The organism is Bradyrhizobium sp. CFUWI (assembly GCF_056429085.1).
Map to the genome: position 1 here is coordinate 468877 of NZ_JBWJZE010000002.1, position 22955 is coordinate 491831.

Annotated in this window: 16 protein-coding genes; 11 read left to right on the top strand and 5 right to left on the bottom strand. The window is 64.1% G+C overall.

The genetic code is table 11. From position 1 onward, the window contains the following. Positions 1-34: 34 nt before the first annotated feature. Positions 35-3217: an efflux RND transporter permease subunit gene (locus tag AC066S_RS05960; protein ID WP_478269163.1), complete on the top strand. Its 3183-nt coding sequence runs from the start codon at positions 35-37 to the stop codon at positions 3215-3217. Beyond that, positions 3214-4485, top strand: coding sequence for an efflux RND transporter periplasmic adaptor subunit (locus AC066S_RS05965; protein WP_478269164.1), 1272 nt, complete (start codon positions 3214-3216; stop codon positions 4483-4485). The genes AC066S_RS05960 and AC066S_RS05965 overlap by 4 nt, the downstream gene beginning before the upstream one ends. Here AC066S_RS05965 and AC066S_RS05970 read toward each other — a convergent pair. Both AC066S_RS05970 and AC066S_RS05975 read right to left on the bottom strand, forming a co-directional pair. After that, positions 4478-4864 (bottom strand): hypothetical protein, encoded by a 387-nt coding sequence (locus AC066S_RS05970; RefSeq protein WP_478269165.1) that lies wholly within the window; start codon positions 4862-4864, stop codon positions 4478-4480. The two genes, AC066S_RS05965 and AC066S_RS05970, sit on opposite strands and share 8 nt — an antisense overlap. Next, positions 4840-6441, bottom strand: coding sequence for a tetratricopeptide repeat protein (locus AC066S_RS05975; protein ID WP_478269335.1), 1602 nt, complete (start codon positions 6439-6441; stop codon positions 4840-4842). The genes AC066S_RS05970 and AC066S_RS05975 overlap by 25 nt, the downstream gene beginning before the upstream one ends. A 241-nt stretch (positions 6442-6682) precedes the next feature. Between AC066S_RS05975 and AC066S_RS05980 the strand changes: the two genes are divergently transcribed. Both AC066S_RS05980 and AC066S_RS05985 read left to right on the top strand, forming a co-directional pair. After that, a complete protein-coding gene (locus AC066S_RS05980) occupies positions 6683-6964 on the top strand; it encodes a hypothetical protein (RefSeq protein ID WP_478269166.1) in 282 nt (93 codons plus the stop codon). A 113-nt stretch (positions 6965-7077) separates the two neighbouring features. Beyond that, the gene (locus AC066S_RS05985) at positions 7078-9930 is read left to right on the top strand and encodes an ATP-binding protein (RefSeq protein WP_478269167.1); all 2853 of its coding nucleotides are present in this window, start codon (positions 7078-7080) and stop codon (positions 9928-9930) included. A 211-nt stretch (positions 9931-10141) separates the two neighbouring features. Here the strand turns inward: AC066S_RS05985 and AC066S_RS05990 are convergent, their stop codons facing one another. Together AC066S_RS05990 and AC066S_RS05995 are read right to left on the bottom strand one after the other, a co-directional pair. Further along, the gene (locus AC066S_RS05990; RefSeq protein WP_478269168.1) at positions 10142-13012 is read right to left on the bottom strand and encodes an ATP-binding protein; all 2871 of its coding nucleotides are present in this window, start codon (positions 13010-13012) and stop codon (positions 10142-10144) included. Between the two features lie 192 nt (positions 13013-13204). Further along, positions 13205-14098 (bottom strand): SDR family NAD(P)-dependent oxidoreductase, encoded by an 894-nt coding sequence (locus tag AC066S_RS05995; protein WP_478269324.1) that lies wholly within the window; start codon positions 14096-14098, stop codon positions 13205-13207. 359 nt (positions 14099-14457) lie between these two features. Between AC066S_RS05995 and AC066S_RS06000 the strand changes: the two genes are divergently transcribed. The 6 genes from AC066S_RS06000 (at position 14458) to AC066S_RS06025 (ending at position 19016) form a co-directional block, all read left to right on the top strand. After that, entirely contained in the window at positions 14458-15513 is a 1056-nt protein-coding gene (locus AC066S_RS06000) for a catalase family peroxidase (protein WP_478269325.1), read from the top strand. Beyond that, a complete protein-coding gene (locus AC066S_RS06005) occupies positions 15510-16073 on the top strand; it encodes a cytochrome b (protein ID WP_478269169.1) in 564 nt (187 codons plus the stop codon). Before AC066S_RS06000 ends, AC066S_RS06005 begins: the two co-directional genes overlap by 4 nt. 63 nt (positions 16074-16136) lie before the next feature. Beyond that, positions 16137-16637: a Dps family protein gene (locus tag AC066S_RS06010; RefSeq protein WP_478269170.1), complete on the top strand. Its 501-nt coding sequence runs from the start codon at positions 16137-16139 to the stop codon at positions 16635-16637. A gap of 252 nt (positions 16638-16889) precedes the next feature. Beyond that, positions 16890-17489 carry an HdeD family acid-resistance protein gene (locus AC066S_RS06015; RefSeq protein WP_135168161.1) on the top strand — a complete coding sequence of 200 codons (600 nt, stop codon included), beginning with the start codon at positions 16890-16892 and terminating at the stop codon, positions 17487-17489. 3 nt (positions 17490-17492) lie between these two features. Next, positions 17493-18329, top strand: a complete 837-nt coding sequence (gene fdhD / locus AC066S_RS06020; RefSeq protein ID WP_478269171.1) for a formate dehydrogenase accessory sulfurtransferase FdhD — start codon at positions 17493-17495, stop codon at positions 18327-18329. Positions 18330-18347: 18 nt separating this feature from the next. Beyond that, a complete protein-coding gene (locus AC066S_RS06025) occupies positions 18348-19016 on the top strand; it encodes a YoaK family protein (RefSeq protein WP_478269172.1) in 669 nt (222 codons plus the stop codon). 143 nt (positions 19017-19159) lie between these two features. Here AC066S_RS06025 and AC066S_RS06030 read toward each other — a convergent pair whose 3' ends face one another. Next, complete coding sequence (locus tag AC066S_RS06030; protein WP_478269173.1) at positions 19160-20407, bottom strand: oxalate decarboxylase family bicupin; 1248 nt, start codon at positions 20405-20407, stop codon at positions 19160-19162. Between the two features lie 248 nt (positions 20408-20655). Between AC066S_RS06030 and AC066S_RS06035 the strand changes: the two genes are divergently transcribed. Beyond that, a complete protein-coding gene (locus AC066S_RS06035) occupies positions 20656-22947 on the top strand; it encodes an FdhF/YdeP family oxidoreductase (RefSeq protein WP_478269174.1) in 2292 nt (763 codons plus the stop codon). The last annotated feature ends 8 nt before the right edge of the window (positions 22948-22955 follow it).

The window sequence follows — 22955 nt, forward strand, 5'->3', positions numbered from 1 at the left end:
CCGATCTCGCGTCATTTTCTCCAGGCAGACCATCATGGGCATTGTTCGCTTCGCGCTACGGCTTCCGCACACATTCTATGTGCTTGCCGCGCTGATCCTGTTCCTCGGCGGCATCGCGATCCGCTCGATGCCTACGGATATTTTTCCGGAGATCCAGATCCCGGTCGTCACGGTCATCTGGAGCTATACCGGCCTGTCGACGCCGGAGATGGAGCAGCGCGTCAGCACCTACAGCCAGTATTCGATCAGCGCCAACGTCAGCGGCATCAAGAATATCGAGGCGCAGACCCTCAACGGTCTGTCGGTTCAGAAGATCTACTTCCAGCCGGACGTCAATCTCGATCTCGCGATCTCGCAGATCGTCTCGGCGACCAATGCGATCCGCGCCCTGATGCCGCCGGGCATCCAGCCGCCGATCATCGTGCAGTTCAATGCCTCGAGCGTGCCGGTGCTCCAGCTCAGCCTCGAGTCGAACAGCCTCAATGAGCAGCAGCTCTACGATTTCGGCATCTACCGGGTCCGCCAGCAGCTGGCTCCCGTTCCCGGCGTGACCTTGCCCACGCCCGCAGGCGGAAAATACCGCCAGATCATGGTCGACATCGATCCGAACAAGCTGCTGTCGCGCGGATTGACGCCGCTGGACATCGTCAATGCGGTGAACACCCAGAACCTTACGTTGCCGACCGGCACGACCAAGATCGGCGACACCCAGTACACCGTTCGCACCAACGCCACGCCGGCCACGGTCCAGGATCTCAACATGATCCCGGTCAAGTTCGCGAACGGGGCCACCATCTTCCTGAAGGACGTCGCCCAGGTCCGCGACGGCGCCCAGGTCCAGCAGAACATCGTGCGCGAGGACGGCCACCGCGCGGTCCTGCTCAGCGTCATCAAGAACGGAAATGCCTCTACCCTTGCCGTGGTCAACGGCGTGAAAGCGGCCCTGACGTCGATCCGCGCATCAGCGCCGGCGGGGCTGAAGATCAACGAGCTGTTCGACCAGTCGATATTCGTCACCCATTCGGTCGATGGCGTGCTGCGCGAAGGTGCCATCGCGGCTGGCCTGACGGCGCTGATGATCCTGGTGTTCCTGGGATCGTGGCGATCGACGCTGGTGGTCCTGATCTCGATCCCGCTGGCGATGCTATCCTCGCTGATCGTCCTTTATTTCCTCGGCGAGACCCTCAACACGATGACGCTCGGAGGTCTCGCCCTCGCGGTCGGCATCCTCGTGGACGATTCGACGGTGACGATCGAGAACACGCACCGGCTCTGGACCGAGGAGGGCATGCCGCTGCCGGATGCGACCCTGCATGGCGCCGCCGAGATCGCGGTGCCGACGCTGGTCTCGACGCTCGCGATCAGTTGCGTGTTCACCTCGGTCGTATTCCTGGAGGGGCCGGCCAAATATCTGTTCACACCGCTCGGCCTCGCCGTGGTGTTCGCGATGCTGGCGTCATACGGGCTGTCGCGGACGCTCACGCCGATCACCATCGGCCTGCTGCTGAAGGGGGAGCGGCGCCATGGTAAGGGCGAGCGTCCGTCGGGAATATTCGCGCGCGCCTCCGCGGCATTCGAGCGCGGCTTCGAGCGCCTGCGCGACGGGTATTCCGATCTCCTGCTGCAATTGCTGCGGCATCGCGCCATCGTGCCCCTCGTCGCCGTGCTGGTGCTGGCGCTCGGAGCCACCATGTTCGTCTATGTCGGCAGGGACTTCTATCCCCTGATCGACGGCGGCCAGATCCAGCTCCATGTTCGCGCCCCCGCGGGCACGCGGATCGAGCGGACGGAAGCGATTTTCCAGGCGGTCGAGGACAAGATTCGCGAAGTCATTCCCGAGCGTGACCGGGCGCTGATCGTCGACAATATTGGCCTGCCGGCGCGTCCCTACAATCTCGCATTCACCGATGGCTCCACGATCGGGGTGAACGACGGCACCATTCTGGTGTCGCTGAAGGATGGGCACAAGCCGACTGCAGATTACGTCAGGAAGCTGCGGCAGGTGCTGCCGTCGGCATTCCCGGAGGACACCTTCTATTTCCAGGCCGCCGATATCGTCACGCAGATCCTGAACTTCGGTCTTCCGGCGCAGATCGATGTCCGAACCGTCGGTTACGGCAACAACAATCTGGCCGTCGCCAAGGAGCTCCAGAAGAGTCTTGCGGCGATCCCCGGCGTGGTCGATGCGCATCTACAGCAGGAGGTCGATGCTCCCGCGTTCTACGCCAACATCGACCGCACCCGCGCCGCGCAACTCGGCCTCAACGCCAGCACGGTGGCGACCAACATCAATGTCAGCCTCAGCTCGTCCGCGCAGGTTTCGCCGAATTTCTGGACGGATCCGTCGTCGGGCATCCCCTATTACCTGGCGGTGCAGACGCCAGAATACAGGGCCAATTCACTGAACGCCCTGGGCAACACGCCGGTGTCGGCCTCGCTCGCCGCAAGCGGGCAGACGGTGCCGGGCCTGCTCAGCAATGTCGCGACGTTCAAGCGGGGCACCGTTCCCACCAACTCGAACCAGGCCAATGTCCAGCCGGTGTACGACGTCTATGCCAGCGTGCAGGGCCGGGATCTCGGCAGCGTTGCGGCTGACATCGAGAAGGTGACGTCCACGCTGAAAAAGCAGCTCCAGCCGGGCAATTCGATTCAGGTTCTGGGGCAGATCCAGAGCATGCATCAGTCGTTCCGCGATCTAGGGATTGGACTGCTGTTCGCGGCCATCCTGGTGTACCTGCTGATGGTCGTGAACTACCAGAATTTCGGCGATCCCTTCGTCGTCATCATGGCGCTGCCGGCGACATTCTGCGGCATCGTCACGATGCTGTTCATCACCGGAACGACGCTGAACGTGCCCTCGCTGATGGGAGCCATCATGGCGATCGGCGTTGCCTCGGCAAACTCCATCCTGCTCGTGACCTTCGCGCGAGACGAGCAGTTGAAGGGACACTCGGCCTTCCAGGCGGCGCTCAGTGCGGGCAGAACGAGGATCCGGCCCGTGCTGATGACCGCGGCGGCGATGATCGTGGGCATGATCCCGATGGCGATCGGCGGGCCGGGCGAGGAGCAGAATGCGGCGCTCGCGCGGGCGGTCATCGGCGGGCTGCTGTTCGCGACCCCGACCACCTTGCTGATCGTGCCTTACCTCTTTGCAATGCTGCGCAAGGGCAACGACGGCAAGCCTCGCCAGGGCGTATTCGAGGAGCAACCGGAATGAGTGATGTTCGAGCAAGGACCGATGACGAGGGGGCGAGCAACCGCCCGGGGGCAGAGAGCCTCAGGGTCGTGGAGCTGCCGGGCAAGAGCGCACGATCCGGACGCCGTTACGGTGGCGCGCTGCTCGGGGGAGGGGTCCTCCTGCTGGTCGCGGGCGGTCTCGGCATCGGCGGCTGGCGGCACTACGAGGCCGCGCGTGATGTGGCGGCGGTAGCAGAGCAGGTTCGGACCAACGTTCCGGAAGTTCGGGTGGCGACAGTCAAGCCCAGCGGCGACATCATGAAGGTGAGCTTGCCGGCGACGACGACTGCGTTCGAAGCAGCCAACATTTTCGCGCGGACCAGCGGCTATATCGAGAAGCGCCACGTCGATATCGGCGATCGGGTCAAGAAGGGCGATCTCCTCGCGGAAATCACCGCGCCCGAGCTGGACCAGCAGATCGCGCAGGCGCAGGCGACGCTCGCCCAGGACCAGGCTGCGCTTCAGCAGGCGCAGGCGAGCCGGGAGCTGGCCGACGTCACCAATTCGCGGGATAGTAATCTCGTCAAGCAAGGCTGGTTGACGGCACAGCAGGGCGACAACGACCGCCTCACCCTGCGCGCGCAGCAGGGTGCGGTGGGCGTCGCTCAGTCGAACATCACGGCGCAGGAGGCGCAGATTCGCGTCCTCCAGCAGGAGAAGGCCTACCAGCGCGTGGTGGCGCCGTTCGACGGTGTGGTCACCCAGCGCAACGTGGACAATGGCAGCCTGGTGCAAGCAGGCTCCACCTTCATGTTCACGATGATGCACTCCGACGTCATCCGAACCCAGGTCTTCGTACCGCAGGACGAGGCGTTCGGGGTCGGGCCCGGCGTCGATGCGGACATCCGCGTCCCCGAGATTCCGGGGCGGACGTTTGCAGGCAAGGTCACGCGGATCGCGACCGCGCTGCAGCCGGGGAGCCGGACGCTGCTGACCGAGATCGACGTCCCCAATCCCGATGGCCTGCTCAGTCCCGGCATCTATTGCACCGTCGAATTGTCAATCCCGCGCAAGACGCCATCAGTGACGATTCCGTCCGACGCGCTCGTCTTCGATCAGAACGGCCTCCATGTCGTGGTCGTACGGAACGGCACGGTTCAATTTCAGCAGGTCTCGATCTCCCGGGACTTCGGTACCACGGTGGAAGTGCACGACGGCGTGCAGGCCGGCGATCAGGTCGTGCTCAATCCCGCGGTCAATCTGGCAGAAGGCAGCAAGGTCGCCGTTCGCAAGACCGAAGCTAGCTAGGGACTACAGAGATGATACGGATCGTGTTTGCAACGGTGATGGCTCTGCTGCTCGGCAGCTCTCCGGGCGAGGCACAGGTCGCAACGACCGGCAGCACGGCAATGGATCTGCCGACGGTGCCGGGCGCGATCGTGATCTCGCCGCTCAACGGCCCGGGGCCGTTTTCGGCGACGACCGTGTCGGGCGCGCCTGATACGACGCTGGCGCCCGTTCCGCTCGCGTCGGATCCGACGACGCCGGGGACGGTGGTCGTCTGCGCCCCACCGTCGTCATCACTAACGCCGGTGCCGCCGACTCCGGTCGTATCGCCCACGGGCCTTCCAACCTCGGGCATCGCGGCTCCGATCCTGCCGGTCACGGGACAGAACAGCAGCTCCATCGGGACGATTTCCGCGGCTGCGCCGGCGGGAACAGGTGCGACGGCGGCATGCAGCTCGACGCCGGGAGGGCAGGTGACGAGCGCTGCGTCTTTGCCGCTATCGATTCCGCAAGTGGCTGCAAGCCCGGCACCCGGCACGATCCTGGTGGACACCAGCGACGCCGGGGGCACAGGCATAGACCCGAGTGCCGCCGTGGTGCCGAGCCCGAACAGTTCGGCTTGCGCGGAAGGCGTCTCGATGAATCTGGCCTCGCCTGCGACGGTGTTGCCGGCCAACGCCTCAGGCGCAGCGCCAACGCCGGGCGTGTCGCCGATCCTGCCGCCGGGATGCTGAAGCACCGATGCCGCCCAGAACCTGTCGTCGAGAGATGCCTATCACGCAAAATCGAAAAGAATGAGGGATCGGTCGTCTCGGCAGTACGGGACGTGCTGCCCCGACCGAACGGCATCGCCACCTGGTGGCAGGTGCAGGACGCTGGCCGATCGCTGTCGCACGTCGAACGCGAAATGCCCGGTATCTCAGCCAGAGCGCGGGCAAAGGCGAGCGCTGGAAGATCGATCTCCTGGTCGAACAGAGCGCTGACCGGACCGACGAGATCAAGGGCCGTCTGCTGACGGTTCGATTTCGCCATGATGCCTGCCCACGCAGCCGCAACCTTCAACTCGTAGAAGTGGCATTGCTGGCCTCTGGCGACGGACAGTCCCTCGGCGAACAGCACTTCGGCTCGCGAGAGATTGGATGGTCCGTCGGCCAGGAGAATCTCGGCCTTGATCCGCAATAGGTCCGCAAGGCACCACAATTGTCCACCTTGCCGCGACATGGTCAGGGCCTCTTCCACCACGGCCAGCGCCTGCGCGGCCTCGCCGCTTGCGAGCAGTCCTTCGGCGAGCGATCCGAGAAACTCGGGGTTGCGCATAAGCCATCCGTTCTCGGTCCGCGCCTTCAGGCCGCTGCGCAGCAGCGCTATCCCGTCGTCATGCTTGCCTTGCAGAACCAGCAATTGTCCCTTCAGGCAGGAGGTCCAGCTGGTCCAGAAAGCTATTCCCTCGCGTGTGACGAGCTCGAGAAGCGAGGATATCGCCTGATCGGCGGTGGCCAGATCATGCGTCATCAGCGCGATCGGGCAGACCGCGTTCCGAAGTGCGTAAGCGATCGCAAGCTTGTCTTTCTCGCGCTGGGCCTCCTGGAGGCACTCGGCGGCGAGGGACCTGCTCTGGCCGAACTTTCCCTGCAGCAGCAGCACGCGCGCCAGCATGGCCTTGGCAAGGACGCTCTGGTTCAGCAGGAACCACATCTGGTTCGCGCCGCCGTCCAGTCCGTGAGCCGCGTGGTCCAGCGACAGAGTCAGTTCGCGCCGTGCATCCTCCTGCGCGCCGAAGAAATGGGTGGCAGCGCCGATCAGGCGACGGCCTACCGTTTCGTTGGCGGGATTTCCGGTGCGCAGGGCGATATCGAGGTAGCGTTCGCCGACCCCTGATCGGCGAAGGACCAGGCTGCGGATGCGGATGATATCGTTGCTGTTGAGAGTAGCGCAGCGGCGATTAGAATTTTGAATACGCTCATAGCGATTCTCCATTGTTTGCTCTGTGCGGAGAGTCGCTTGGCGATGATCGCTGCTCGGCTGGTGGCGTTTTCCGAAGATTGATTTTGATGAAGACTATGTAGGTCGTCGGAGCGGAAAGTCCCGATGGATCTGCATCACTCCTGCGGGAAGATTCTGTCACCGTTGTCAGGATTCTCGCGCGCTTGTGCGTGGTCAAACGCGTCCGGTGTTCGTTTCTGGGAGGCAGATAGTTTGAACATCTGGAGTGTGAGCAATGAGATCATTTGCTGTTGTTTGTATCCTCGCCAGCATTGCGCTCTCGGGCGCTGCGTCTGCCCGCGGTGGCATGGGATCGCATATGTCGATGGAGAGCGGCGGTACGCTCGGTACGAGCGCCGCCGCGCCGGGAACGAACTCGCTGGGCACCGCGCTTCCGTCGTCGGACGGTGGCGGCCACGCGATGAAGGGGCCGTTGCTCGGCACAGACGCGACCATCACCAAGGACGACGCCCGGCTCGAGAAGATGCTTGAAGGATCGATCTGCCGCGGCTGCTGAACAGCGCGTATTGCAAGACGGGGCTGGACGGCGGCGCCGCCCGGCAACCTGTGTCTTTCGAAAGGTTGATGGTAAGCTGGACTGAAAATGATGAAACCGCTTGGGCTGTCCCGATGATGGCTGAGCCAGGCCAGCGTCCCGTCTACATTTGCGCGGAATGGGAGATCGATCTGGGCAGACGCGAATTGCGCTTGACCGGAGAGCTGGTTCCTTTGGGAGGACGTGCCTTTGAAATTCTTGCGGAATTGGTTCAGGCGCAGGGCCAGCTCGTCACCAAGAACGATCTGACGGAGCGAGTCTGGCGGGGCGTCTTTGTCGAGGAGAGTGCACTTCGCGTCCATATCGCGGCGATCCGAAAGGCGCTTGGTCCTGACCGCGATATGCTGTCAACCACCGTTGGCCGCGGTTATCGTTTGCTGGGTGCATGGCGGATCCAGCATATGGAGACCCCGCTACAATCTGTCGCAACCGGCTTGCCGCCGTCGATCAACATTCCCAGCGCATCATTCGATCTCATCGGCCGGACCGCTGCGATCGCACATTTGTGGCGGCTTCTGTCGACCTATCGCATCGTGAGCCTGGTTGGGCCTGGCGGCATCGGAAAGACGTCGCTGGCGCTGGAGGCCGCCAGAACGCCGCCGCCGGGTTTCGAGGCTGACCGACTGCTGGTCGAGCTAGCCTCGCTGTCCGATCCCAGGCTCGTCTGCTCGGTCATCGCCGGCGTGCTCGGCACCAAGCTCGAGGGCGAGGAGATTTCGCCTGATGCCATCGCGCGTGCGATCGGCGCTCGGCCATTGCTGCTCGTTCTCGACAATTGCGAGCATGTCATCGATGCCGTGGCCCGGGTGGCCGAGTTGATTGTCAGCCATTGTTCAGGGACGACCATTGTTGCGACAAGCCGGGAGGCGCTACGCATCGAGGAGGAGTATGTCTACCGCGTGCCTCCTCTGGGCGTGCCGCCTGAAGCCTGCCTCGAACCCGCCGGCGCTTTTGCGTACAGCGCAGTGGAATTGTTCACGAGCAGAGCGAAGGCGCTGGGGTCAAGCTTTGTGCCCGACGAGGAGAACATTGGCGCCATCGCATCCATCTGCCGGCGGCTCGACGGCATTCCGCTTGCGATCGAGTTTGCGGCGGCGCGCGCAGTCATGCTCAGTCCACCGAGGATCGCGGCACTCCTCGATGACAGGTTCAAATTTCTGACGACCGGCCGGCGCACGGCGTTGCCAAGGCAGCAAACGCTGCGTGCGACGCTTGACTGGAGCTATGACCTCTTGCCGGACGACGAGGCGTGGCTGCTCCGGCAACTCGGCATATTCGCCGGTGAATTCCAGCTCGATGCAGTGATCGCGGTCGCTGGCGAGGACATCGGCGACGTGACCGGCCAGCTTGCCAGGCTGGTGGAAAAGTCGCTGGTTCTCGCGGATATTCGCGGCGACAGCCCTCACTATCGCCTGCTGGATACCACGCGCGCCTACGCACTGGAGAAGCTGCGTGCCGGCGGAGAATATCCCGGCGCAGCCCGCCGCCAGGCGACGTACTATTCCGGATTCTTTGCCAGCGCCGAAGCCGACAGCGAAGTGAGGCCGCAGGCGGTGCGGCTCACCCTCTATGGCCGGCACATCGACAACGTGCGAGCGAGTCTTGATTGGGCCTTCTCCCCTGGCGGAGACTCGCAAGTCGGGGCGGCCCTGACGGCGGCCGCGGTTCCGCTCTGGGTGCAATTGTCGCTCCTCGCCGAATGCCGCGAGCGGACCGAACTCGCTTTGGCGCGCCTCGATCCAACGGCTGCGAACGCGCCGCGGCTTCGGATGCAGCTGTCGGCCGCGCGCGGCTGGTCGCTGATGTACGGTGTTGGAAGGGCCCGGGAGGCCGGTCCCGCCTGGGCAGAGACCCTTCAGCTTGCCGAGCAGCTCGAGGACAGAGACTATCTGTTGCGTGCGCTGTGGGGACTTTGCATCGATCAGTTCAACAACGGCGAATTCCGCAGGGCGCTCGAATTTGCGCATCGCTTCGCCGAGGTCGTGGCCGATTCCGGCAATCCCGTCGACCGGATGATGGCCGACCGGCTTCTCGCAACCACGCTGCATTATCGCGGCGACCAGCGGCTGGCCTATCATCATATCGGGCGAGCCCTGTCTCGCCTCCCGGATCTGGCGGCAAAGCCGCAGGCAATCCATTTCCGGTTCGACCTGCGGGTCTCGGCGCGCTACTTCCAGGCGCGAATCCTGTGGCTGCTTGGCCTCGCGGATCAGGCCTTGAGCGTCGTCGACCATAACGTCGAGGAAGGCCGGACCAGTGGTCACGCCCTCACGTTTTGCAGTGTCCTCGGCCAGGGTGCCTGTCCGATTGCGTTCCTGGCCGGCGATCTCGACGCGGCCGAGCGCTATTGTACGATGCTGCTCGAGCACACCGAGCGACACCCGATCCGCTTGTGGAATCTGTGGGCGCGCGCCTTCAGGGGCCTCTTGATCTCGCGCCAGGGCGACCTCGCGACGGGATTGCCCCTGCTGCGCAAGACGCTCGAGCTCGCGGGCGAGGCGCGCCACCTGCCGCGCTTTCTTCTTCTCATCGGCGAACTTGCCGCATGTCTCGGAGAGGCCGGTGAAGTCTCGCACGGGCTTGCGATCGCCGACGAGGCGCTGGCGCGATGCGAGGCGAGGGACGAGGGGTGGTATGTCGCCGAGCTCTGGCGCATCAAGGGCGAATTGCTTCTGCTTCCCGGCACGCATCACTCGACGACCGCAGCTGGGCAAGCCTTCGACAGGGCGTTCGAAGTGGCGCGGAACCAGGGTGCATTATTCTGGGAGCTGAGGACGGCGATCAGTGTTGCAAGATTGAGGATGAGCGAGGGACATCGGGGCGATGCGCGCGATGTTCTCGTATCCGTACACGGCAAGTTCAGCGAAGGTTTCGAGACTGCGGACCTTCGCGACGCGCGCGCAATGCTGGCGAAGCTGGGATCGTAGGCGATGCCCCGGGGAGCGACATCCGATTCAATCCATCGGACGCCGGTGCGGCCTCGGTGAGCGCCGCAATGCCCCGTGCTCTGGAACGTTCCGCAATTCGCATGTGACGCCGCCTGTGCCGCGCGCCGACGTCTCATTGCATGCCCAGCATGGACCTCCAGCCAGCACGGGTCGTTCGTGACTGCACGCCTCTATCGCGATTGCACGGCGGTCATTTGGCCGCAAACGAGCACGAGCGTGGCGGGCTCAGCTCGGCAAGCAGGCCCCTTGCCGTCACGAGGCTGCGTGTCTGGAATCCCTCGGTAAACCGCTGATAGACGGACGCAAGCATATCGTGCGCCTCCTGGCGGTGTCCGCCCCGCTGCCATAGTCTCGCAAGCCCGATCGCCGCGCGAAGCTCATAGCCCAGTGCTCCCTGATTGCGGGCGACGTCGAGCGCCTGCACGAGGCTCAGCTTCGCTTGCGCAAGATCCGGATTGCTCTTGTGCATCAGCGCTTCCGCCCTCGCGCGCAACATGTCGGGCATGTCCATCATGAAGTTGCATTGTCGGGCCTCGGCAATTGCCCGATCAATGGTGTCCAGGGCTTCGTCGCCGTGACCTGTCGCCGCCAGGGCTTCGGCGAGAGGCATGCGAAGCCCTGCCACCGCACCGAAACTCAGGCTCTGCAGTTTCTCGATCGAGCCCCTCAGCATGGCGAGACCGATGCCGGTCTCGCTTCGCGCCAGCAGCGTAATCCCCTTCATGGCCTCGCCGACCATCTGGAGGATGGCGAGGTTGTGCCTTCGAGCCTCCACGATGAATCTGTCGATATGGTCTTCGCAATCCTCCGTGTCGCCATTCCAGAAGAAGATGCCGAATGCCCATGGCAGCGCTCGGCAGAACATCACCGGATGGTTCGCTGCGATAACGTCCGAGATGGCCCGGCGCACCATTTGTGCCGCTTGATCGGGATAGCCCTGCACCCAGAGCACGCGGGCGAGGCTGATCTGGGCGCGCTTGGGATATTCGAGGGTGAGGCGGCCATGGGCCTCGACCTCCAGTCCCGGCTGCAGCAGCGCCGCTTCGATGTATGAGCGGGAGGCGGCAAACTTGCCGAGATACTGGCAGGAGATGCCGAGCAACAGGCGCATGCGTGCCACCGCAAGGGAATCGTTGCTGGCGAGGGCAACGGCTTCGCCGTGTTGGGCGGTGCTCAATGCAATATCGTACTTGCCGGCGAACAATTGCAGCAGATGCAATTGGTCGATCAGACGGATCTGCCCAGCTATGTCTCCGATCTTTTCCGTCAGTTCGAGCGCCCGGCCAAGATGATCTGACGCCAGCTCATCCAGCTGGCCCGTGAGCATGCGGGCGGCCGCGAGCGCAGTGTGAAGGACGATACCGTGCCTGATGCTTCCGGTCGTTTCATCGAGTGCTTCGATGGCGCGAGTGACCCAGAGTTCGCACTCTGCCAGCAGCGACAACTTGAAGAACAGCGGTATCGATGCTGCCGCCAGTGCCACGGCGACTTTGCGGTCGCCCTGATCCGAGAAGGACCACATGAGTGCGGCGCGTATATTGCCGAATTCCTCGGTCGCCGCCGAAAGGTCCCGGTCCGATTTGTCACTGACTTTCTCGAGGAGGCCGAGAAAGTAGCGAGCGTGACGTCGCGAGATCGCACCCGCGTCTCCGCTGGCGGCAAGTTTCTCTTGCGCGTATGCCCGGGTCGAGTCGGCAAGGCGGTAGCGGGTCGGTTGCGGACCGGTGTTCAGTGCAAGCATCGACTTGGCAACGAGGCCGTCGATGATCGTCAGGATCGTGTCGTCGTCCTCCATGGTCACGGCAATCGAGCGCGCGGCGTCCAGGGTCATGCTGCCGACGAACACCGACAGCCGCCCGAGGATCACGCGTTCCGGTTCCGATAGGAGATTATAGCTCCATTCGATGGTTGCGCGCAGCGTCCGGTGTCGGGGCAGTGCGGTGCGTCGTCCCTCCCATAGCAGATTGAGGTGCTGGTCGAGGAGTTGAACCATCGCTCTCGCGCCGTATACGCCCACATGGCCGGCGGTGAGCTCGATGGCAAGCGGGATGCCATCGAGCCGGCGGCAGAGATTGCCGACATCAGAGGCGTTCGCATCCGACAGCGCAAACTCGCCGCCTCCCGCAGCAGCACGCTCCACGAAGAGTTTCACGGAAGCGTAGGCGAGAGCGTTCTCGGCGGTCAGAACGGCCTTCTCCGGCGGGCTCGGCAGCGGGGGGAGGCGATATGTGAACTCACCTTCGACGCGCAGCAACTCCCGGCTCGTGGCCAGGATGTGAAGCTCCGGCGCTGCCTGGTAGAGCCGTTCGGCCAGCGCCGCAGCCGCTTCGATGACATGCTCGCAGCAATCCAGAATGAGCAGCATGCGCCTGTCGCGCAGCAATGTCGCGAGGCTGCTGGTGGGGTCATTCGATCGAACTGGCAGTCCAAGTGAAGATGCGACGATGGCCGGCACCGGAGCGGCGTTGCCCGTCTCGCCGAGACCCACGAAGTGAACATGCCCGCCGAATTCCGCGAGCAGCGCGTGACCCGTGGAAGCGGCGACCGTGGTCTTGCCGATGCCACCCGGGCCGACGACCGTGACGAAGCGTTGGGTTCTCAGTCTCTCCGAGATGTCCTGGATGGCTTGCTCACGCCCCACCATCTGCCGGGGACGCGCCGGCAGGTTGTGGACGTAAGCCGGATTGGTCGGTGCAGGCTGCCTCTGGTCCGGGCGCGAGACCGCAGCGACGAAGCAATAGCCCTGCCCGGAGACCGTGCTCAGATATCTGACGCCGTCGTTGCCGTCTCCGAGTGCCTTGCGGAGTGCGGCGATATGGACACGTAGGCTGTTTTCCTCGACAGCGGCGCCCGGCCATATCGTGGCCATCAGTTCTGCCTTGCTGACGACGTTGCCGGCCTGCCGGGCCAGCGCGAGCAGGATGTCGAATGCGCGACCCGACAGGTGCAGCGGGTTCCCGTCCCTTTCAATCCGCCGCTGCGAGGGGACGAGGCGAAACGGCCCGAAGACGAGGATCTCCTGGGCGGCTTCGTCTTGGGTGGGGCCAGCAGCAGCCGTCATGTTTTGCTTTGCCAGCGTGGGGCCATTTTGGGAATATCAACCCGGCGCACGAATCGTCACGTTCTATGACTTGGAAGCACACCAAGACGTGCGAACGTAGTGGCCCGTTGAGGGTACCATCCGGCCGTAACAGGGTAAAGGATTGGGGCCTATCACTTTGGCTTGGGGCGCCGGGGCGGCTCCCGGCCTCCTCTATCTGATGATAGCGGGCTTGAGAATGTCTTCCAGTCCGATCCCGCGGAGCAGTTCCGCACGGACGCTGTCCGCGACGGCGTCGACGGCTGCGGCTCCGTCGTGGTCCGGACCGAAATGAACTCTTAACGGACGCTGTCCGAACGGCATGTCGACGACATCGGCGATGGCGTTTGCGACGTCTTGCGGAGTTCGATCCTTCGCCGGGAGCTGCGCAAGCGCCGATAACGCGACCTCGCTCAAATCGGCCGTCGGACCATCCGCGTATTCCTCGGCCCGAACGGTGTCCAGCGGCCGGCCGGAGCGAACGTAGTGGCCGGGTCCGAGCGCGCTGGGGACGACGATGGTGGTCTCGACGCCCCAACGCGCGAGCTCGCCGGCATAACCGAGCGCCAGCGCGTCAAGGGCGGCCTTTGAGGAAGCATAAGCGCCCAGGAAAGGAACCGAGCCGCCACGCGCGCTGCTCGACGAAACCCATATCAGCAGGCCCTGGCCCTGCTTGCGCAACTGTGGCAATGCGGCCCGATTGAGCCGTTGCGCACTCAGCACGTTGGTGTCGTAGAGCTCGGCAAGCTGGTCCGGTGTAAAGGCTTCCGCCGGCCCGTAGAGGACCTGCCGGGCATTGTGCACGATCACGTCGAGGCGGTTGTTCTCGGCGACGATGGTATCGATGGCCGAGTTCACGGAGACTTCCGAGGAGAGGTCGAACGCGATGGTTCGCAGCTCCGCGCCGAGCTTGCCGGGTTCGGCTCCGGCCTCCTCGACGCCGTGCTCATCGTGGCCCTCCATTTCCCGCATTGAAACGTAGACCGTGTGGCCGGCCCGCGCCAATTCCTTGCAGGTACTTCGTCCGATGCTGTTTGCAGCTCCTGTGACGATGATCACTTTGCTCATTCGATTCCCAATCGCATTCCAGCTTCCGCAAAGACGCCAGCGCCGTCGCGACAACGTTCACCGATCGTCGATCGATCGCTGGCCTTGCGCGACGAGCCTCCGAAATACGGCGGGGCGCAAGACGGGTCTTTCAAGCCCGGCGGATGATTTTCAGAACGCACGAAATATTTCGAGAAAGCCCGAAGGCGGGCAGGACGAGCCGCCCGCTGGCCGGACAAGCCCGAACGTGCCTTCGCGAAATTGGCGTTGGGTTTCAGAAGATCGCGGCCGTGGCCGCCGGTTACAAGGAACTTGAGCCGCTCGCCAGAACGGACCGTGTGGGCGGTCTGCGAGCAGCTCACCCATTGCAAGGAGAAGCGATGAATCCGTCTGGCAACCTGTCGCGTTCGGGACTCGGATCGCTCGTGTTGATCGCGGCCGTCCTCGGGGGCGGCGCTGCCGCGTTCGCCTACACCGCAGGCTGGCTCTCGCCCGGGCGCCTGACGCCGGAGCGGATGATCGCGGCGCTGACGCCTCCGAGCGGCGCGCCGCTCGGGCACCGGCGAAATCATGCGAAGGGGACCTGCTTCACCGGCATCTTCGAGGCGAACGGAAACGGCGTCGAGCTCTCGCGGGCCAAGGTCTTTGAACGGGGCAGCTATCCGGCTCTGGGACGCTTCAATCTCGGTACCACCGATCCGAACGCCGTGGATGCAACTGTCCGTGTGCGCGGTTTGGGATTGCAGATCGCAGCGGCGGACGGCGAAGAGTGGCGGATGGCGATGATCAACCCGCCGTTCTTTGCAGTGTCCACGCCACAGGCGTTTCACGATCTGCTGATTGCATCCGGCAAGAAGGATGCGGAGGCGATGAAGACTTTCATCCAGGCAAATCCGGAATTTGCCGCCTTCGCGGCCTGGGCCAAGACGGCGCCCTGGACCGCCAGCTATGCGGAGGAGCCCTACCACGGGCTGAACAGCTTCATCTTCACGGACGCGAAGGGCGGCGAGCATGCAGTTCGATGGTCGCTGCTCCCGACGGCGCAGATGGTTCCGGTTTCGCAAGCCGAGCTGGAAAAGCGCGGTCCGGATTTTCTCGAACAGGAGTTAACGGAGCGGGTCCGGACCGCCGGCCCGCAACGCTGGACCATGGTTACGACAATCGCCGATCCCGGCGATCCGACCGCGGACCCGAGCAAGGCCTGGCCGGAGAGCCGGCGCACGGTGCAGGTCGGAACGCTCATCGTACAGAGGATCGAGCCGGAGCAGGATGGGCCTTGCCGCGACATCAACTTCGACCCGACCGTGCTGCCGCGGGGTATCCGGGTGTCTGACGATCCTTTCCCGGCTGCGCGCTCGTCGGTCTACCGCAAATCCTACGATTTGCGTGCGGCCGAAGCCAGCGACTACCCGCGAACCGGGACCACCAAGCCATGAGCAATGCTCCTCATCGTTTCGCCTTGATCCAGCGGCTCCTGCACTGGCTGATGGCAGCCTGTATCATTGCCATGTTCTTCATCGGCGTCGGCATGGTGTCCACCGTGGCACCGACATATCTGCCATTGATCCTGATTCACAAGACGCTCGGCTTCACGCTTCTGGTTCTCGTCGTGATCAGGCTGGCGCTGCGGCGCCATTACGGCGCGCCTCCGTTGCCGGCTGATCTTCCGCCGGCGATGAAGCTGGGAGCGCGATTGTCGCATCTGCTGCTCTATGGCTCCATGATCGTCATGCCGCTACTGGGTCTCGGCATGCTTTGGGTCGCGGCGTACCCGGTTGTCCTATATGGCGGGATTCAAATTCCGGCGTTGTTGCCGCAGAGCGACCGCGTGCACACGCTGCTGTGGAATGCCCATGTCTATCTGGGCTTCGCGTTCTTTGCCCTCGTGCTGCTGCATCTGGCGGCAGCGCTGTTCCACGCATTGATCCGCCGCGACGGCGTCTTCTGGACGATCGCACTCTTTCCACTACGGAACAGGACGACGCCGGCAGAATGAGCGCTTCGCGCGCCGGCGAAACGCGCGGTTAAGATTTTTCAACTTCGAACAAGGATGACGACAATGACCAAGGCTGACCTCCAAGGCCCGACGGATCTCGGGGCCAATGCGAACCGTGACGTTCCAGCCGCGCTGAGAGCGCTGCTGGCTGACGTCTTCGCGCTGTACCTGAAGACCAAGAATTTCCACTGGCACGTATCGGGCCGGCACTTCCGCGACTACCATCTCCTGCTCGATGAGCAGGCCGAGCAGATCTTTGCGATGACCGACGACATCGCCGAGCGGGCGCGCAAGATCGGCGGAACGACGCTGCGCTCGATCGGCCAGATCGCGCGCGAGCAGCGCATTCTCGACAACGACGCCGACTATGTCGATCCGCAGGACATGCTCGCCGAGCTGCGCAGCGACAATCAGCAGCTGACGCGGGAAATGCGCCGCGTCCACGAACTCTGTGACGAATACGGCGACGTCGCGACTGCAAGCCTGCTGGAAAACTGGATCGACGAGACGGAGCGGCGGATCTGGTTCCTGTACGAGACCGGCCGAGGTGGGCCGAACTCGTAAGCATTTGGCATGGAATGCGGCCGGAAAGCGAAGCCGGCTGCTCGCCGCGAATACGCGGAAGCGAGGGAGACCCTCGCTTCCGCATACTGCTGGCTCATCGTCTTCGACTTGATCGACCAAGCTGCGCGTTGCGTCCACATCGTGCGGATCAAACAATATCGCGGCATCCTCGAAAGATGACTGGAAGCCGATCTCTGTACGCTTCATCGCGTCCATGACCGGCAGGCCGGTCATAGGTACAAGGATCAAGCCATGACGGATATGTCGAACTCGAAGGCGTCGCTCGGAAGGGCCATTCACGCAATCTCCGGAAAATGGGGCTGGTTCGTTGCGCTGGGCGGCGGCGAACTGGTCCTTGGCGGCATTGCGTCGGCCAATCTGATGGCGGCGAGCCTTGCCTCGGTGGCCGTCATGGGCGCCACCATCGCAGTCGCCGGGGTCTTCCAGATCGTGCATGCCTTTTCGGTGCACGGCCTGCGCGGCTTCCTGTTCTGGCTGCTCGCCGGGATCGTCTATGCCGGTGCCGGAGCGATCATCCTCCACGATCCGCTGCTGGCTTCGTTCACGCTGTCACTCGCAATGTGCGCCTTCCTGGTCGCTGCCGGGGTGACGCGGATCTGGGCAGGCTTCCATATGCGGCCGGCCGCGGGGTGGCGCTGGATCGTGGCCGCCGGCGTCGTGACGTTCTGCGTCGGCGTGATGCTGGTTGCGGCGTGGCCTGCCATTGGCCTGTGGCTGCTCGGTGCGATGCTGGTCGTCGATCTGGTCTTCCAGGGTTGGGGGTTCATTGCATTCGGGCTCGCACTCAGAAGCCGGGCCTCGCGGCATTCGGCCGAGCCGGCGACGGTGTGAGCCATGATGACAGGTTCGACATTCACGCGGCACCGCGAGATCGCCTGGCGCGGCGGCCGCACCAGGTCGACGTCGCGATTGGTTGCCGAGGAGAGCGCCATCGCGCTCACCTATAACGGATCGACCCATGCGGTCATGATGGGGACGCCATCCGATCTTGAGGATTTCGGTGTGGGCTTCAGCCTCACCGAAGGAATCATCGGCCGCGCAAGCGAGATCGGGAGCATCGAGCTGATCTCGAACGAACTCGGCATGGAAGTGCGGATGTGGCTCGATGGCGACCGTGCGGCGACCCTGGCTGCGCGCCGCCGCGTCATCAGCGGTCCGGTCGGGTGCGGGTTATGCGGCATTGAAAGCCTCGAACAGGCACGTCGCGCGCCGTCTCGGGTCGAAGGGCGTGGCATTGCCTTTCACGCACGGGACCTGCTGCAAGCCATGCAGGCGCTGTCTCCTCTCCAGACATTGAACCAACAGACGAGGTCCGTTCACGCGGCGGCCTTCTGGCATCCCCGCACCGGCATTACCCTGGTCAGGGAGGACGTCGGCCGGCACAATGCGCTCGACAAGCTCGCCGGCGCAATGGTTCGCGACGGCAACTCGGCCCGCGACGGCGCCGTGCTGCTGACGAGCCGCGTTTCGGTGGAGATGGTGCAGAAGGCCGCGATCATCGGCGCGCCGGTCGTCGTCGCCGTTTCTGCGCCGACCGCGCTCGCCATCCAGACAGCGAATGAGGCGGGAATCACGCTTCTCGCCGTCGCCCGCGACGACGGATACGGCGTATTCACGCATCCGCGTCGCGTTCTGCTGCCTGACGAGGCTGCGTCGCGTGCCGGCTGCTGACCCCGCGGACTGGCGAACATGGCGATGCAAGCCTCGTCAACGGAGCCCTTGGCCGAGGCACGTATCGAGGTCTACGCTCCGGAACGATCGCTGCTGGTTGCTTCTCTCCTCAGCATGTCGGGAGGTTTCCTCGACGCCTTTACGTGGTTGTCGCTCGGCGTCTTCGCGAGTTCGCAGACCGGCAATGTCGTCTTCCTCGGACTCTATGCCCTGTCGGGAGAATGGCAGCGGGCGCTTCACCATCTGCTTCCGCTCGCGGCCTTCGTCCTGGGGGCGGCGGTGGCGATCCGCACCCGGGCGGCGCTGCGGTGTCTTGTCGGAGAGATCGTCTGCCTGACAGCGGCGATGCTGCTGCTTCATCGTGTTCCCGATCAGATCGTGATCCTCGGAATCTCCTTCGGCATCGCGTTGCAGTCGGCGAGCTTCAGGCAGGTCGGACGCTGGAAGTATCTCTCGGTCACCGTCACCGGAAACATGCTCCGCGCCATCGATCAGTTTGTTGCGACGTCCGATCGCGATGCGGCGTCCGGCGCCGGAGCCATGCTTACGCTCTGTCTGATGTTCCTGTTGGGGGCCGCCGCAGGCGGCTGCGTGACCAGGTGGCTCGGAACTTGGAGCCTCGCTCTGCCGATCGCATCGTCGGCATGCGTTCTCTGGATCTGCCGCAAGCGAAGCCATTCGCACTGACATCACGCTCGCCCATTGCAGGCCGAGGCGCCCGCATGCCACCCTCCTGAAGGCTGCACAGCGCGAAGTTGACGTGAGCTGCGACAATAAGAAAGGCGCCGGTTTCGGCGCCTTTCTCGTTCGGGCCCCTATATGGCCTTGCGTCAGGACTTGGGCATGACGCCCGGGCCGTTCTCCGGCCATTGAGCGATCAGCTTCTCGTCGATGTTGAAATGCTGGGCCACCAGCTTGGGCGGTGTGTGCGTCAGCCAGTTGGAGAGCGACACTTCCTCGTAGCGCGGCGCACGGAACACGCCGACGAACTGCAATTCGGTGTCGCCGACATTCTCGACATAATGGCCGAGATTGCGCCGGACATAGCCGATGTCGCCGGCCGAGAAGTCCGTCGTCAGCGCGTTCGGGCCGGTGTCGAACACCGTCATCCGCGCCTTACCCTTGATGTAGTACTGCCACTCGTCGGCGTTCGGATGCCAATGCATCTCCCGGACCGCTCCCGGCGGCATCGTCACCAGCGCCGCGGCGACCGTGGTTGCGACCTTGAAATTGGTGCTGTCGGCGACGCGGATGCTGCCGGCGGAGCTCTCCTTGACCGGAGGCGAGCTGCCGAGCGAATGGATGAACGGATAGGGCGGTGCTTCCGCATGCTTGGCGATCGCGGCGCGATCGGCGGCGAGATCGCCGGGCACCGTGCCCTGGAAGATCCAGAGATTGTGCAGCGGAATCTTGGCGAAGGCATCGGCGGGCACGCCAAAGTTCTTCGCCAGCACCTCGGGCGGCGTATGGGCGAGCCAGTCCGTCACCAGCAGCGTGTTGAACTCATTGGCGTGGCCGTCGTCGAAGCAGATCACGAATTCGCAACCGTCGGGGCCCAATCCTTGCAACGAATGCGGCGCGCCCGGCGGGAAATACCAGAGATCGCCGGCGTTGAGGTCGCCGACATAGGGGCGCCCTTGCGTATCGAGCACGGTGATGCGGCAGGAGCCGTAGGTCATGATCGCCCATTCGGCGGCCTGGTGCCAATGCAGCTCGCGGATGCCGCCGGCGGACAGACGCATGTTGACGCCGGAGATTTCCTTCGAGATGGCGAAGTCCTCGACGGTGACCTGACGCGCCCAGCCGCCATTCTGGATGCGTCGCGGCGCATTGTTGAACGAGGCCCAATCCATCGGCAGCCCGCCGACGTCGGTCGCCGGCGGCGTTTGTGCGGAAGGGAATTGCTTGGCGAGCGCGGCATTTTGCGGGCCGGGATCGGTCAGGCTTCCGGGACCCTTGGCGTTGACGGCGCCTTGCGGCGGCTCGTCCGGGTTGCCGAAGGTTGCGGCCTGCGCACCGGAGCCGACCATGGCGGCGCCTGCCGCGGACATGGCCAGCAAATCACGTCTTGAAAACATCTTGGGTCGCTCCTGAAAAATATCGAAAGCCTTCCGTAGCGACGGGGCTCCAGCCGACAAACCTAGTTTCCGGTTGTCATTTCGGCTTCCGCGGACGGCGTTCCTTTTGCCGGAATGCATGGCTGCTGCGGCCGGCCGGCCCGGTCCGTACGTGTGCAATTGCGAAATTCGGCTTCGTTTTGAAAAGACGGCGCGGCCCGCGCGATCCTTAACTGGCTCGGAGAATTGCCATACCGAGTGATATCGAGATGACCACGAAATCGGTTCGTCCCTATCGTGAACCCGCCGGCGGCTGGGGCGCGCTCAAGGCGCTCAGCGAGGCGCTGCTGGTGCAGCGGGCGCCGCTGAAGGGCGCGGCGACGCTGAGCCGGATGAATCAGCCGGAGGGGTTTGATTGCCCCGGCTGCGCCTGGCCCGATCCAAAGCACACTTCGTCATTCGAATTTTGCGAGAACGGCGGCAAGGCGATCGCCTGGGAGACGACATCGAAGCGCTGCACGCCCGAATTCCTTGCCGAGCATACCGTCACGGAGCTCGCGAGCTGGAACGATTACGATCTCGAAATGGTCGGGCGGCTCACCCATCCGGTGGCTTACGACGCCGCATCCGACCGCTATCTCCCGATAGAGTGGAGCGATGCGTTCGACATGATCGGACGCGAGCTCAAGGCCTTGCCGGATCCGAACATGGCGGAGTTCTACACGTCCGGGCGGACCTCGAACGAGGCCGCCTTTCTCTATCAGCTCTTCGTGCGGGAGTACGGCACCAACAATTTCCCTGACTGCTCGAACATGTGCCACGAGGCGACCAGCGTCGGCCTGCCGTACTCGCTCGGCGTCGGCAAGGGCACTGTGTTGCTGGAGGATTTCGACAAGGCCGATTGCATCTTCATCTTCGGCCAGAATCCCGGCACCAACAGCCCGCGGATGATGACCAGCCTGCGCAATGCGGCCCGGCGCGGCGCCTCCATCATCTCGTTCAACCCGTTCCGTGAGCGGGCGCTGGAGCGTTTCCAGGCGCCGCAGAGCCCGGTCGAGATGATCACGCTGTCGTCGACGACGATCAGCTCGAAGCTGTTCCAGGTGCGGGTCGGCGGCGACGTCGCCGTCCTCAAGGGGATCATGAAGATCCTGGTGGAGGCCGACGAGGCCGCCCGTGCCGCCGAGCAGCCGGAGATTCTGGACTGGGATTTCATTCGCGGTCATACCGTCGGCGTCGAGGCGCTGATCGACGATCTCGAGCGCACGCAATGGCCTGATATCGAACGTCAGTCCGGCCTGACGCGCGAGGACATGGAGTATGCGGCCGGTGCCTACATGAAGGCCGAGCGCGCCATCCTCGTCTACGGCATGGGCATCACCCAGCACTGGCGCGGCGCGAACAACGTCCAGCAGATCGCCAATCTCGCGCTGCTGCGCGGCAATGTCGGGCGCGAAGGCGCCGGCGTCTGCCCGGTTCGCGGTCATTCCAACGTGCAGGGCGATCGCACCGTGGGGATCACCGAGGTTCCCAAGGCGGACTTCCTCGAGCGCCTCGAGCAACGCTTCGGCTTCAAGCCTCCGGCCGCGCCGGGACACAACGTGGTGACCGCGCTGGAGGCCATGATCCGCGGCGAGGTGAAGGCCTTCTTCGCGATGGGCGGCAATTTTGCTGCGGCCATTCCGGACTGGCAGGCGACCCAGGCGGCGCTTGGCAAGCTCGATCTGACCGTCCACGTCTCGACCAAGCTCAACCGCAGCCACCTGATCCACGGCCGCGCCGCTCTGATCCTGCCGTGCCTCGGACGCACCGAGATCGATGTGCAGGCATCGGGGCCGCAGTCGATCACGGTGGAGGATTCGATGTCGATGGTGCATGCGTCCGGCGGCCGCAACAAGCCGGCATCCGAGCACCTGCTCAGCGAGGTCGCGATCGTCGCCGGCGTCGCCAAGGCGACGTTGGGCGAGCGCACGGTGGTCGACTGGGACGGCTTTGTCGCCGATTACGACCGGATCCGCGATGCGATCGAGGCTGTATTCCCGATCTTCCAGGGCTACAATGCCCGCGTCCGCGTGCCCGGCGGTTTCCATCTTACCTCGACCGCGCGCGAACGCATCTGGGCGACGCCGTCCGGCAAGGCGAACTTCCTGGTCTATCCGGGTTGCGGCGAAGATCCGCCGCAGAGCGATCCCGATTTCCTCTGGCTCACCACCATACGCAGCCACGACCAGTACAACACCACGCTCTACTCGATGTCCGATCGCTATCGCGGCGTGTTCGGCCAACGCGACGTGATCTTTCTCAACGAATACGAACTGAGGAAGCGCGGGCTTGCCGACGGCGATCGCGTCGACCTGATAACCGCCTCGACCGATGGCGCCGAGCGGATCGTGCGCAACTTCCGCGTCGTGGCCTATTCCTTTCCGGCCGGCTGTTGTGCGGCATACTATCCGGAGACCAATCCGCTGGTCCCGCTCTATGCCCGCGACCCCCTCAGCTTCACGCCGTCATACAAGGGCGTCCCGATCCGCCTGGTGCGCTCGGCCGCTGCCGTGGAATAGCGGCAGCG

Bases quoted from the DNA above. Each gene is read 5' to 3' on its own strand.
- AC066S_RS05965 (WP_478269164.1), top strand. From the start codon at position 3,214: ATGAGTGATGTTCGAGCAAGGACCGATGACGAGGGGGCGAGCAACCGC.
- AC066S_RS06005 (WP_478269169.1), top strand. From the start codon at position 15,510: ATGAGCAATGCTCCTCATCGTTTCGCCTTGATCCAGCGGCTCCTGCAC.
- AC066S_RS05985 (WP_478269167.1), top strand. From the start codon at position 7,078: ATGATGGCTGAGCCAGGCCAGCGTCCCGTCTACATTTGCGCGGAATGG.
- AC066S_RS06010 (WP_478269170.1), top strand. From the start codon at position 16,137: ATGACCAAGGCTGACCTCCAAGGCCCGACGGATCTCGGGGCCAATGCG.
- fdhD (WP_478269171.1), top strand. From the start codon at position 17,493: ATGATGACAGGTTCGACATTCACGCGGCACCGCGAGATCGCCTGGCGC.
- AC066S_RS06000 (WP_478269325.1), top strand. From the start codon at position 14,458: ATGAATCCGTCTGGCAACCTGTCGCGTTCGGGACTCGGATCGCTCGTG.
- AC066S_RS06035 (WP_478269174.1), top strand. From the start codon at position 20,656: ATGACCACGAAATCGGTTCGTCCCTATCGTGAACCCGCCGGCGGCTGG.
- AC066S_RS06030 (WP_478269173.1), bottom strand. From the start codon at position 20,407: ATGTTTTCAAGACGTGATTTGCTGGCCATGTCCGCGGCAGGCGCCGCC.
- AC066S_RS05960 (WP_478269163.1), top strand. From the start codon at position 35: ATGGGCATTGTTCGCTTCGCGCTACGGCTTCCGCACACATTCTATGTG.
- AC066S_RS05980 (WP_478269166.1), top strand. From the start codon at position 6,683: ATGAGATCATTTGCTGTTGTTTGTATCCTCGCCAGCATTGCGCTCTCG.
- AC066S_RS05990 (WP_478269168.1), bottom strand. From the start codon at position 13,012: ATGACGGCTGCTGCTGGCCCCACCCAAGACGAAGCCGCCCAGGAGATC.
- AC066S_RS06015 (WP_135168161.1), top strand. From the start codon at position 16,890: ATGACGGATATGTCGAACTCGAAGGCGTCGCTCGGAAGGGCCATTCAC.
- AC066S_RS05970 (WP_478269165.1), bottom strand. From the start codon at position 4,864: ATGGAGCTGCTGTTCTGTCCCGTGACCGGCAGGATCGGAGCCGCGATG.
- AC066S_RS05995 (WP_478269324.1), bottom strand. From the start codon at position 14,098: ATGAGCAAAGTGATCATCGTCACAGGAGCTGCAAACAGCATCGGACGA.
- AC066S_RS05975 (WP_478269335.1), bottom strand. From the start codon at position 6,441: ATGGAGAATCGCTATGAGCGTATTCAAAATTCTAATCGCCGCTGCGCT.
- AC066S_RS06025 (WP_478269172.1), top strand. From the start codon at position 18,348: ATGGCGATGCAAGCCTCGTCAACGGAGCCCTTGGCCGAGGCACGTATC.